Raw genomic sequence first — 12,352 nt, 5'->3', positions numbered from 1 at the left:
ACTCGTTCGATAGAAAGTTTCTACGGCGGTTCGCTGACCTACGCCTCCGCGAATCCGCGGAGGACGCCCTGGCCCTCGACGGCACCGATGTCGGGCAGCGAGACGCGCTCGGGGTGGGGCATCATGACGGCGACCGTGTCGTCCTCGCCCGTGATGCCGGCGACGTTGTGCTTCGACCCGTTCGGGTTCGCACCGTCGTGAACCGCGCCGCTCTCGTCACAGTATTTGAACAGAATCCGGTCGTCGGCTTCCAGTGCTTCGAGTCGGTCGTCGTCGATCTCGAAGCGGCCTTCGCCGTGTGCGATCGGGAACTCGACGACCTGCCCCTCGTCGTAGGCGGCCGTCCACGGCGTGTCGGCGTTCTCGACGCGGAGGTGGACGTGTTCACACTGGAAGCGTGCGCTCCGATTCGTCGTGAACGCCCCGGGCGTCAGCGCCGACTCACAGCCGATCTGCGCACCGTTGCAGACGCCCAGTACCGGGACCCCCTCGGCCGCGACCTCGCGGACCTCCTGCATGATCGGCGACCGTGCCGCCATCGCACCCGCTCGCAGGTAGTCGCCGTAGGAGAACCCGCCGGGGAGCATGACGCCCTCGACGTCCTCCGGGAGTCCGTCCTCGTGCCACACGAGTTCGGCGTCGATGCCCAGATGGGACAGCGCCTGCACGGAGTCGCGGTCGCAGTTCGAACCGCCAAAGCGGACGACGGCGACGGTCATGCCTCGGCCCGCTCGACCGCCACCTCGTAGTCGTGGATGGTCGGGTTCGCCAGCAGCCGCTCTGCCATCTCACCGGCGCGTTCGGCAGCCTCGTCCTCGCTCTCGGCAGCCAGATCGAGCTCGTAGCGGTCCGTCGATCGGAGCGCGTCGAGTTCGAACCCCAGCCGTTCGAGCGCTCGCTTGGTCGTCTCGGCTTCGGGGTCGAGCACGCCCCGCTTGAGCCTGACCGTCACGGTCGCGGTGTAGTCAGTCATTGGTGAACCGACGGTGGGGACCGGGCAAAACGCTTGTGTTCTCGCCCGTGCCGGCGCAACCGGACTTCGACAGGACCCCTACAGCGTCACGTCCCGCCAACCGTCGGGCTGACCGGACAGGCCCCGAACACGAAGCTGGTGTCCGCCGTCGCCCTCGCGGAGTTCGACTGTCCCGTCGAACGCCTGCGCAACGCTCCGAATCGTCCGTTCGTCGTGTGCCGCGGGATCGACGGCACAGACACCCAGTCCGTCCGCCGCTCTGACACGCCCGGCAACGGTGTGCAAAAACCGATACACCGGCCGCACGTCGTCGGCGTACACGAGCAACGGACCCAGCGTGTACACCCCAACCCGGACTCTCTGCAGCCCGTCGTCGTACAGTTGCTCGTACAGCGCGGAGAGCGACATCCCGATCCCCGTCAGGTCGGCCGGCGTCGCGATACCGTGAACGCGGTCGCTCTCTGTCCCGTCGCTCTCGTGTGCACAGTCGACGAGGCACATCCGCCCCGGGTCCGCGTCGCCACCGACCATCTCGAAGTCGGTGACGACCTCACTGGCGCTCACGTCCGCAGTCACGAGCAAGATACCCTCGTCAGCCGGCCCAGACAGGAGGCCCAGCGAAAGCTGCCGCAGGCCACCGAGCGACGGCCCTGTCACCAGCAGGTTCGTCCCGGCTGGAACCGACTCCAGTGGCACTCCCTCGAACCCGTACCGCGTCTTCACCTGACTCATGTCGATCGCCAGCGACTCGCGCGTCGCTCCTGGTCCGTTCGCCGTCGACGACTCGACCCGACTGCACCGAACTCTGGGCTGTCAAGTGGCCCACACCGCACTGCTCGGTCGTTGCTGGGACCGGCTGCCGACGTGGTTCGACCGCTCACGTACTCTTCTGGTCAGTCCTCCGTGTTAGGCTTTATCGCCGCGAATCAATTACTGATACCGAGGCGAGTCACTAGCCCGTGGTTGCGGTAGTCGTCTGGTTCGCTTCGTAACTCGGGTGTGCTGGGCCAGGTCTTGAATTTTGAAAGAATCTCATATAATAACGTTGTCCACTAGTGACATCCTTAGTAAATCTCCAAGAAGACATATATGATACATAGCTTTTCAGATATACTTCCCCCTTTGTTGTGAGCACAACAAAGTTCAATTTCTTTGGAATCATACTAACAGATGCATTATTTGACTTACGGATTCGTTCACCGCCACCAGCATAATCCAACATTACGGACTGGGTTTCCTCAATATATCGAGATTCATTATTCGGATTTGTTTCCCAATAGAGTGTCGCTGATTCATTTCTTGGATCCACAGTATAGTTCCGGACATTTACACCACTCTTGTTAGATATTGTGTTATTATATACAATCATAAATGATATATATTCAACTATCTCTCTTTTGACTTGACCGTCATATGTGCTGCTATCCTCAGGAATTTCAGTTGATACGGTTGTCTGGGATGGTTCTGGTGTTGTTGTAGCCGTCCCGGCAGTTTGGGTGGTATTAATATTTTGAACCATTGTCTGTGTATGGCTGCTTTCTGAAGTATTGCTATCTACAGGCCTGCTAGGTTCAGCTACTCCACCATACATATTAGAGCTAAACGTTAAAATAGCATATATGAATAAAGAAATGTACAGAGCCATTAATACTCCACTAACAATTCCACCATCTTCACTGATGCCGGGCAGTGAACTGAATGGCGCTGCGTATTCATCAGTATTTGTTCCAACAACGATCGGCAAAGTAATTGGGAAAAAGAGGACTCCAATAATTCGAAGAGCTTGTTTCATGATATGTTTTATTTTATGCTCCCACATACTCAGCAACTCATCCGGTTGTGTCTGACTGATGGAGGAACGAGGTTGTTCACCGGTGGACAACCACTAGAATTTGATGTCGTGTTGTCATCCTCGGCAGCGTCATTTTCACCGTCTGATTCTTCAGATTCTTCTCTTTGAGAGTTGGATCCAGTCATATCATCCGCCTCGTCCACGTCAGTGGTTCCAGATTCTGTCATTGATACTGGCATGTTCTCAATTGCGTCTTCATACTCCTCTTCGTTATTTTCTATAATAGTTTCTACTGACTGGTCATATGGGCTATACATTCCGTTATCTTTGTTTTCTTCGTAAGTTTTTTCTACGTCTTCCAGTGTGATGAGACCATCATTCTCACGTCGTATCTCCTGGACCTGCTCGCCCGTCGCTACTGTCACGACCTCTCCCTGTTCATCGTTGTAGAGTTGAATACCCTCCTGGGAGGCGTCGCCCGTCGGAACGACCATCGTCACGTCGTTCCGCGTCTCGTAGATCAGTGCCGTCGAAGAGCACATACTGCCGATACTTCCGCCCATGTACACCCGGCGTTCGCCCTCGTCACAGCGATCGCCCACCCTGGCAGCACTGGCGGTCGTGGGGTCGACGGTGATCGTCGTCGTGTTGACGTAGCCAGCCTCGTCCGTCACGGCGGCGAGCAGTTCCGTCGACCCGGTTTCGGAGAACGTGTGGGTGAGCGTCGTCAGCGTCGTGGTGCCGTCGACCGTCGTGCTGTTGACGCGCGTGTCGTCGTGATAGAGTGACACGGAACGAAGGGGTGCTCCGTCGCTGGTCGCCTCGACGACGAAGGGCGTCGATTCGTCTGGAACGACTCTGTCGGGTCCATCGAGCGTGAGCGTCGGGCCGCGCGCCTCCTCGACGGTGACGTACAGCGTGTCGGTGGCCGCTGCGCCGTCGTCGTCGGTCACCGTCACAGTGACCGACCAGCGCCCGGTGACGTTCGGCGTGAAGGTCGGCTGGAGGCAGTTCCGACACGACGGGGCGACGGTCGCGCCGTTTGGGTCCCGGATCGACCACTCGACGGTCTGAATACGCCCGTCGGGATCGTGGGAGTTGGCGCCGTCGAGGTACACCGTCGTCCCGCTCGTGACCGTTTGATCGAGTCCCGCAGCGGCGGTCGGCGGAGCGTTGCCGGCCGCTGATACGGGGATCGCGAGCGCCGCGAGGAGCCCCAAGAGTACCACGAGAGAGTGGAGTCGTCGCATCTGGGTGGGGCGTGGTTCCGTCTCCGTATTTATAATTTCGTCCATTCTGTTCGGGAATGTTCTCCAGATTAAGCGGAAAGATGGGTGGCGTTCGCCAGGGCTGGCGGCCAACACGAAGGCTTTTGGAGTGGCACGCCCGACGAACGGGCAATGATGAGCACGATCGTCACGAGGTGGTGGGCGTGACGCACGATCTGACGGAGATCACGGTCGTCGGCGACGACGACACGGGCCTGATCGCCGAGGTCACCAGTCTCCTGTTCGAGCGGAGCATCAACATCGAAGACCTGGACCAGGCGGTTCGAGAAGGCGTGTTCCGGATGACGATGCACGTCGACACCGGCGAGATGGTCTGTACGGAGACGACGCTGCGAAACGACCTCCACGATCTGGGAGACGAACTCGGCGTCGACGTGCAGGTCCGATTCCCGGCCGACCGAGAGACGCAGTCGATCGCCGTCCTGGTCACCAAGGAGAGCCACTGTCTCGAAGCGCTGTTCGAGGCGTGGGCCAGCGGCAACCTCGGAGCCGACATCGACGTCGTGATCGGGAACCATCCGGACCTCCGGCCCCTCGCCGAGAAGTACGACGTTCCCTTCCACGACATCGGCGACGAGAAGGGGACTCCCGACGAGGGAGAACTCCTGGACCTCCTCTCGGAGTACAACGCCGATCTGATCGTTCTCGCGCGGTACATGCGCATCCTCAGTCCCGACGTGGTCTTTCGCTACGAGAGTCGGATCATCAACGTCCACCCGTCGCTGCTGCCCGCGTTCCCCGGCGCGTCGGCGTACATGCAAGCGATCGAGGAGGGCGTCCGGATTGCCGGCGTCACGGCCCACTACGTGACGACGGATCTCGACCAGGGACCGATCATCACCCAGCGGGCGTTCAACGTCCCCGACGACGCGACCGAAGAGCAACTCCAGCAGATCGGCCAGCCACTCGAAGCCGAGGCGCTGCTGGAGGCCATCAGACTCCACCTCGAAGACGAGGTGACGGTCCACCGCGGCCGGACGAAACTCCGGAACGCCGACGATGTCGACGCCCAGCTGGGCGCACCACGAGAGCTCGACGAGCAGAATCCGGATCGCCCCATCGACGGACTGGGCGAGTTCGTTGCCGGCGAAGACGACGAGATCGAGGCCGACGACTGACACGGATTCTTGCCGCCGTTGGATCGGCCGACCGCACGAGTGCGTGCAGTCGACCGAAACGGCACAACGGCGAGCGTTCTACAGGTCGCGAGCGGCGGCGACCGCGGCGTCCAGCGACGGGGCGTCGAACACGTCGGCCGCTACGTAGGCGTTGGTCCCGGCACAGTAGAGGTCCCGAGCGACACCGAGGACATCCTCGTCGAGCGGTTCGGGCTGGTGGTCACACAGCGACTTCCAGTCGGCGACGCCCTCCTCGTCCGCGCGGTCTTTGGCGTCGCCGACAGCCGCGACCCACTCGGACTGGGTTCGCTTGTGGTACTGGCGGACGACCTCCTTGGAGACCTGCTGGTCGTCGTAGGAAAAGCGGTTCTCGTCGAAGGTGCCGACCACGTCGGCGACCCGGATCTCGCCCTCGTAGTAGAGACACTCGATCTTGCCGTCCTCGTGGACGAGCCCGGCGTCTGCGGCCTGCTCGGTGACGACGTGGTTGATAGCGCGGGCGAGTTCGTCGAGACGGTCGATGTCGGCCCGGCCGGCGATCTCGTCGGCGTCGGCGGGATCGAGATAGCGGTCCTGTTCTTCGTATTTCGTCGAGTACTCGACGATCGGCTCGTCGAGTTCGACGACCTCGTCGGGCCAGCTGTCGCGGTCGAGCCCGTGATCGCTGGGATCGGTCCGGCTCCGGAGCGAGGAGCCGACCGGCACGCGGTTGCGGAAGACGATCTCCAAGGGGACGAGGTAGTTCTGGCCGGCGTCGGCGTGGTACGCGTCGTAGTCGTAGCTGCCCCCGTCGAAAGGCAGGTCGGGGACCTGGGTCAGCGAGATCGACATCTCGTCGGGAGCGACACCGGCCGCGAGCGCGTCGCCGAGTTCGACGACCTCGCCGTCGACGACGACGCCCTCGTAGTGAGTGGGCACGTGGTTCTCCTCTAGGAGCTCGAAGTTGAACGCACCCATCGTACACAGCGACGCCCCCTTGTCGGGGATCTCGTCGGGCATCTTGCCCCAGTCGAACACGGAGTAGTCGTCGGTGAACACGAACGAGCCACGGCCCAGCTGATCGGCGGTGGCCGGTTCGTCGACACGGAACTCCTTGACGCTCGTCATTACTGCCAGCGTCGGCGTGCCCGGACAAAGGCGTTTGCACTTCGCACCGTCGGGCAGCGGCCGTCCAGATCCGTTGCCGGGTTCACCGACGCAGACACACGTGTTGTCTGGCTGTCCCGACTCGGGCGGGCAACCAAACACCTAACTCCGATCCGGCAGGACCGTCAGTCGATGAGTGGGGTTGCGCCGATCGACATCGGCATCGTCTTCGCGGCCACGATCGCGGTCTGGAAAGGGAGCGGCTGGCTCGAATCGGCCAGCGATCGGCTCGCGACCTACTACGGACTGCCACAGGTCGTACAGGGCGCACTCGTCGCCGCGATCGGCTCCAGCTTCCCGGAGCTCGCAAGTGCCGTCGCCTCGGCGCTCCAGGGATCGCTGTCGCTGGGCGTCGGTGCGATCGTCGGGTCGGCGATCTTCAACATCCTGGTCATTCCGGCGCTGTCGGGGATCGCCAGAGACGGACCGATGGAGGCCAACCGAACGCTCGTCTACAAGGAGGCCCAGTTCTACATGCTCGCGGTGTCGGTCCTTATCATCACGTTCTCGATGGCGGTGATCTACTATCCCGCCGACGGTGAGCGCCTGGTCGGGACCGTGACCCGTCCCCTGGCACTGCTGCCGCTTGGCATGTACGGACTGTACGTCTTCATCCAGTCCCAGGACACGGCCGACTACGAGGCCGACGAGGACGGACGCGAGGGGATCGACGCCGGCAGACAGTGGGCGCTGCTGGGTGCCGGACTGTTGACGATCCTCGTCGCCGTCCACTTCCTCGTCGAGTCGGTCGACGCCATCGGGCTCGCGCTCGGCGTCCCAGAGTTCATCATGGGCGTCACCGTCGTCGCCGGTGCGACCAGCCTCCCAGACACACTCGTCAGCGTGCGCTCGGCGCGAGACGAGCGCGGAGTCGTGTCGCTGGGGAACGTGCTCGGCTCGAACACGTTCGACCTGCTGGTCGCGATCCCGGCCGGCGTTCTCATCATCGGCGAGTGGGCGGTCGACTTCGCGATGGCCGTCCCGATGTTCGGCGTGCTCACGCTCGCGACGCTGCACCTCTTTACCGTCCTCAGGACGGATCTGGAGATGACGATGGGCGAGGCGTACTCGCTGCTGATCGCGTACCTCGTGTTCGTCGCCTGGGTCGTCGCCGAAGCGGTCGGCGTCGTCGGCGTCTTGCCGTCGTAGCGACCGGCCGAATCGCTCGGCTCGGCACGTTTTGCCTTCGAGCGGTAACCCTCGGGAACGCTACAGCTTCGCGCAGTCCCGCCACGCTTTTGACCGACTACACCTATCGGTAGACGATGCCGGACGCCTTCGACACAGCGGCGAACGTCCCGCGGGGAGAGTTCGACTTCTCCCACCGCCCCGAGACGGACCAGGCCTTCGAGAACGCACTGGCGAAGGCCCGCGACGGGACGCGACTGTCCGTCGACGACGCGATCGAACTCCTGACGACGGGCACCGACCACTCGGGGATCGATCCGCGACGCAAGGAACTCGTCCTGGAAGCCGCGGACCGTCGCCGCGCCGAGGTCGTCGGCGAGGAAGTCACCTTCGTCGCGAACCTCAACAACAACGTGACGACGGCCTGTAACACGGGCTGTCAGTTCTGTAACTTCAAGGACCGCTCCGAACAGTTCCGCACGTCCCACCAGGACGATCACGGCGGTTTCACTAAAACGCCAGCACAGTCCCGCGAAATCGTCGCCGACGCCCTGGAGATGGGGATCTACGAGGTGACCTCCGTCTCGGGACTGCACCCCGCCTTCGCGCTCGACGAGGAACACCGCGAGATACTCGAAACGAGCGACCGCGGCGACCTGAACTACCGGCCGGCCGGCGAGTACGACACCGATCCGGGCACCTACTGCGAACAGATCGAGGCGATGAGCGTCGGCGGCGTCCACCTCCACTCGATGACGCCCGAAGAGGCCTACCACGCCCGACGGGGCACCGACTGGGAGTACGAGGTGATCTACGGGCGACTGGCCGAGGCCGGCCTCGACAGCGTCCCCGGAACGGCCGCCGAGATCCTCGTCGACGAGGTGCGCGACGTGATCTGTCCCGGCAAGATCGACAGCGGCGAGTGGATGGCGGCCATGGAGGCGGCCACCAGCGTCGGGCTGGACGTGACCGCGACGATGATGTACGGCCACGTCGACAACGAGGCCCACCGGGCGCTCCACCTCGAACGGATCCGCGATCTGCAGGACCGCACTGGCGCGATCACGGAGTTCGTCCCGCTCTCCTTTGTCCACGAGGAGACGCCGCTGTACGAGGAAGGGCTGGTCGCTGGCGGCGCGACAGACGACGAGGACGAGCTCCTGATCGCCGTCTCGCGACTGTTCCTCGACAACGTCGAACACATCCAGACCTCGTGGGTCAAGTACGGCGACGCCAAGGGCCTGAAGATGCTGACCTGCGGTGCCGACGACTTCATGGGGACGATCCTCTCCGAAGAGATCACCAAGCGAGCCGGCGGCGACTACGGCGAGATGCGCACGTTCCGGGAGTACGTCGACATGATCACCGCCGTCGGCCGGATCCCCGTCGAACGGTCGACCGACTACCGCCAGCGCCGCCGGATCGACCCCGACGACCCGCCCTTCGGTCCCGAACTCGGGCCGAAGGCAGACGGCACTCCGATGATAGAGGATAGTACACGATAGCGCCGCCACCGTGGAACCGTCGGCCCGCGCCGGTCGTTCGGCCGACGACCGCGACCCGACGCCCCGTCGAGCAATCGGGCGCACGCTGTCGCTCGCTCATACTGCCGGCTGTCACTTCGTGACGAGCTTTGCCACCCCGGGTGGCGAAATCGGTCACAGATGGACAGCCGGCAGTATCGGTCTACGTTCGCTCGTGGGGAGTCATCGGCACGTCGTGGCTCGGCTGGAGCGTGACCGCGGCCGACAGGTCGAGGTCGCCGTACTCGCGTTCGAGCGTCCACTCGCGGGCGATCGTCGCCAGGATCAGTTGGGCCTCCGTCATCGCGAACTGCTGGCCGATACAGCGACGCGGGCCGCCGCCGAAGGGGAAGTAGGCGTACTCCGGCCGGTCCGATCGGCCGCCGTCGAGGAACCGCTCGGGGCGGAACCGCTCTGGGTCGTCCCAGAAGCGCTCGTCGCGGTGCAACACCCACGTCGGGAGCGTGACGAGACTCCCTTCTGGAATCGTGTAGCCGCCGATCTCGACCGTCGTGGCGGGCGATCGACGGATGTCGTGGGCTGGGGGATACAGTCGCATCGCTTCCTCGATGACGGCACCGGTGTACTCGAAGTCGAACACGTCTTCGATCGTCGGTCGCCCGTCGAGCGCGTCCACCTCCTCGTGGAGTCGCCGCTGGGCCGTGGGATTGCGCGAGAGCAGGTCCCAGACGTAGGTCATCGACAGCGCGGTCGTCTCGTGGCCGGCAAAGAGGAAGGTGACCAGCTCGTCGCGGATCTGCTCGTCGTCCATCGCGGTGTCGGCCGCGAGCAACATCGCGACCAGGTCGTCGCGGTCCGACTCGTCGGCGCGGCGGATTTCGAGGATGTCGTAGATCTGGTCGTCGATGTGAGAGAGCGCCCGATCGGCCCGCCTGAGGAACGGGACTGGAGCCCAGTCGGGCGCGAAGAACGTGATCGGCTGCTTGCTGGGTTCCAGCGGGGCCTGAAACGCCTCGACGGCCTCGTACAGTCCGCGTTCGGCCGGATCGATATCCTCGCCGAACAGACAGTCGACGAGGATGTCGAGCGTACACCGCGTCATCGCACGCCGAACGTCGACCGACTCGCCGGCCGTCCAGCGGTCGGCGGTCGCGGCGGCCTGAGCGACCATCCGCTCGGCGTAGTTGCGGATGTGATCCATGTAGAAGGCCGGCTGAATCGCCGCTCGCTGGCGCTCCCAGAGATCGCCGCCACTCGTCAGCAGGCCGTTTCCCACGAACGCTTCCAGCTGGGCGTTGCTCGGTTCGTGTTTGGGGAAGGTGTCGGGATCTTCGAGGACGCGCTTGACGTCGGCGGGATCGGTCAGCATGTAGGTGTCCCACCCCAGCATCTCGTAGTTGACGACGGGGCCGTACTCCGCGGCACAGCGCTCGCGGAAGGCACAGGGGTCGCGAGCCCACTGGTGGGAGTTTCCGATCACGGGCAGTCCACGCGGGCCGGGGGCATCTGTGGTCGTCATCGTGTACAGAGACGGCCGGGACTCGCCTCGGCCTGTCGCCTCGCCGACGAGGTCGATTTAAGTAGCACCCGGAGAAACTGCGGATATGCGGTACGTCACCGTCCGCGTCGAGCCGCGCGAGGGCACCGCCTTCCACCCGCTCGGGCAGGCGCTGTCCGACGCCGAGGACATCACCCGCGAGGCGATCCACCGCGTCGAGTTACTCGACGACGGCAGCGGCGTGATGCTCGCAGAGGCGCGGGGCAACCGCGACCGCTACGAGGCGATCCTCGACGACAGCGACTACGTCCGTCAGTACGCCGTCACCGGGACCGAGGGGCGCTGGTACGCCTACTGTCAGTTCGATCCCAACGACGCCAACTACCGGATGCTCCAGCACCGCCAGGAGTCGACCGTGATGATGGAGATGCCCATCGAGGTCCACCCAGACGGCGCGATGGAGATCACCTTCGTCGGCGACGAAGGGGCCTTCAGCGAGGCCGTGCCCGCGAGCGGAGAGGCGTTCGAGATCGAACTGCTGGAGACCGGCCAGCGCCCGCCTCGCGGCGAGGACCTCTTTGCCTGTCTGACCGACCGCCAGCAGACGATCCTCGAAACGGCGATCGAGCTAGGGTACTACGAGAACCCCCGAGAGGCGACCCAGGCGGAGATCGCCGACGCCGTCGACGCGACCGCCGGGACCGTCGGGGAACACCTCCGGAAAATCGAGCACCGGGTGTTCTCGCAATTCGTCGATCCGGACTCGTGAGAACGCGCTCGGCAGCTACCGGCCGCCGACGCCGGCAGGGTTCTCGCCCCGGTCTCGCACGGCACGGAACCGTTCGCCGTGGACGTCGTCGCGCTCGATGGCGGCGCGGATCCGCTCGGAGATCCACGTCTCGTCCCCGAGGAACCGCTCGTACACCGGCAGCCGCTCGCGGAGCGGTACGTCGGCGTGGTCCGCCACGGCACGCAGCTCCTGGAGCGCCGGCCACTCGTAGGCCGGGTTGACGTGGTCTACCGTCACCGGCGACACCCCGCCGAGGTCGTCGATGCCACAGTCGACGAGTTCGCGGGCCGGCGCGAGGTTCGGCGGGACCTGGACGGACACGTCTTCCGGCAGCCCGGCCCGAGCCATCGCCGTCACGCGACGCAGCGTCGCCAGGTCCGGGGACCCGCCGTCCCACCGCTCGTTGTCCACGACGGGCTGGACGATCACTTCCTGGACGTGGCCGTACCGCTCGTGCATCGCGGCGATGGCGAGGATGCTCTCGGCCCGATCGGCCCAGTCCTCGCCGATGCCGACCAGAATCCCGGTCGTAAACGGGACGCCGAGCTCGCCAGCCACTCGCAGCGTGTTGAGCCGTTGGCCGGGGTTCTTGGCTCTGGGACCGCCGTGGGCCTGCACGTCTGCGGTGGTTTCGAGCATCACGCCCATCGAGGCGTTGCGGTCGGCCACCGTTGCCATCTGCTCGCGCGTCTGGTCGCCGGGGTTGCTGTGTGGGAGCAGTCCCTCCTCCAGGGCGATTTCGCAGGCCCGTCGAAGGTACGTGTGGATCGACTCGTACCCCCACTCGGCGAGCTGGTCGTGGACCGCCGTGTAGCGGTCGTCCGGGTCGTCACCGAAGGTAAATAGGGCCTCCGTACAGCCGGCGTCGGCCCCGCGCCGGCAGGTCTCTCTGATCTCCTCGGTGGTCATGAGTTCGGCCTGACCCGGCGGATCGTAGTAGGTACAGTAGGTACAGGTGTACCGACAGGCCGTCGTCAGGGGCAGGAAGACGTTGCGCGCGAACGACAGCGACGGCGCGGCCGACACGTCGGCCGGGGTCGTCTGCAACAGCTGCTCGATCGCCTCCTCGTCGATGGACAGCGACAGGTCGTAGTCGCTCGCGCCGGGAATCACGTCACCGTCTCGGAACTGCGA

At 64.1% G+C, this 12,352-nt stretch carries 12 protein-coding genes; 4 read left to right on the top strand and 8 right to left on the bottom strand.

The window, feature by feature from the left end; genetic code table 11:
• Positions 1-38: 38 nt before the first annotated feature.
• From purQ to IL252_RS13460, 5 genes are all read right to left on the bottom strand, one after another.
• Entirely contained in the window at positions 39-719 is a 681-nt protein-coding gene (purQ, locus tag IL252_RS13480) for a phosphoribosylformylglycinamidine synthase I (protein ID WP_208628411.1), read from the bottom strand.
• On the bottom strand, positions 716-973 hold the full coding sequence (purS, locus tag IL252_RS13475; RefSeq protein ID WP_018257527.1) for a phosphoribosylformylglycinamidine synthase subunit PurS: 258 nt from the start codon (positions 971-973) through the stop codon (positions 716-718). Before purS ends, purQ begins: the two co-directional genes overlap by 4 nt.
• Positions 974-1,051: 78 nt before the next feature.
• Positions 1,052-1,705 (bottom strand): hypothetical protein, encoded by a 654-nt coding sequence (locus tag IL252_RS13470; protein ID WP_208628410.1) that lies wholly within the window; start codon positions 1,703-1,705, stop codon positions 1,052-1,054.
• Positions 1,706-1,925: 220 nt separating this feature from the next.
• Positions 1,926-2,765, bottom strand: a complete 840-nt coding sequence (locus tag IL252_RS13465; RefSeq protein WP_208628409.1) for a hypothetical protein — start codon at positions 2,763-2,765, stop codon at positions 1,926-1,928.
• Positions 2,766-2,794: 29 nt separating this feature from the next.
• Positions 2,795-4,015, bottom strand: a complete 1,221-nt coding sequence (locus IL252_RS13460) for a PKD domain-containing protein (protein WP_208628408.1) — start codon at positions 4,013-4,015, stop codon at positions 2,795-2,797.
• 176 nt (positions 4,016-4,191) lie between these two features.
• On the opposite strand from IL252_RS13460, the gene IL252_RS13455 reads away from it, so the two are divergent.
• A complete protein-coding gene (locus IL252_RS13455) occupies positions 4,192-5,172 on the top strand; it encodes a formyltetrahydrofolate deformylase (RefSeq protein WP_208628407.1) in 981 nt (326 codons plus the stop codon).
• A gap of 78 nt (positions 5,173-5,250) precedes the next feature.
• Here IL252_RS13455 and IL252_RS13450 read toward each other — a convergent pair whose 3' ends face one another.
• Positions 5,251-6,279: a phosphoribosylaminoimidazolesuccinocarboxamide synthase gene (locus tag IL252_RS13450; protein ID WP_208628406.1), complete on the bottom strand. Its 1,029-nt coding sequence runs from the start codon at positions 6,277-6,279 to the stop codon at positions 5,251-5,253.
• Positions 6,280-6,450: 171 nt separating this feature from the next.
• On the opposite strand from IL252_RS13450, the gene IL252_RS13445 reads away from it, so the two are divergent.
• A complete protein-coding gene (locus IL252_RS13445) occupies positions 6,451-7,467 on the top strand; it encodes a sodium:calcium antiporter (protein ID WP_208628405.1) in 1,017 nt (338 codons plus the stop codon).
• 116 nt (positions 7,468-7,583) lie between these two features.
• Entirely contained in the window at positions 7,584-8,951 is a 1,368-nt protein-coding gene (cofH, locus tag IL252_RS13440) for a 7,8-didemethyl-8-hydroxy-5-deazariboflavin synthase subunit CofH (RefSeq protein ID WP_208628404.1), read from the top strand.
• A gap of 181 nt (positions 8,952-9,132) precedes the next feature.
• Here cofH and IL252_RS13435 read toward each other — a convergent pair whose 3' ends face one another.
• Positions 9,133-10,449: a cytochrome P450 gene (locus IL252_RS13435; RefSeq protein ID WP_208628403.1), complete on the bottom strand. Its 1,317-nt coding sequence runs from the start codon at positions 10,447-10,449 to the stop codon at positions 9,133-9,135.
• An 85-nt stretch (positions 10,450-10,534) separates the two neighbouring features.
• On the opposite strand from IL252_RS13435, the gene IL252_RS13430 reads away from it, so the two are divergent.
• The gene (locus tag IL252_RS13430; protein WP_208628402.1) at positions 10,535-11,197 is read left to right on the top strand and encodes a helix-turn-helix domain-containing protein; all 663 of its coding nucleotides are present in this window, start codon (positions 10,535-10,537) and stop codon (positions 11,195-11,197) included.
• A 15-nt stretch (positions 11,198-11,212) separates the two neighbouring features.
• Here the strand turns inward: IL252_RS13430 and cofG are convergent, their stop codons facing one another.
• On the bottom strand, positions 11,213-12,331 hold the full coding sequence (cofG, locus tag IL252_RS13425) for a 7,8-didemethyl-8-hydroxy-5-deazariboflavin synthase subunit CofG (protein WP_208628401.1): 1,119 nt from the start codon (positions 12,329-12,331) through the stop codon (positions 11,213-11,215).
• Positions 12,332-12,352 lie beyond the last annotated feature (21 nt).

It is taken from the genome of Halomicrobium sp. IBSBa, from assembly GCF_017612575.1.
GTDB lineage: Archaea > Halobacteriota > Halobacteria > Halobacteriales > Haloarculaceae > Halomicrobium.
The sequence above is the reverse complement of the archived record's forward strand: the minus strand, read 5'-3'. Positions and strand labels throughout refer to the sequence as shown.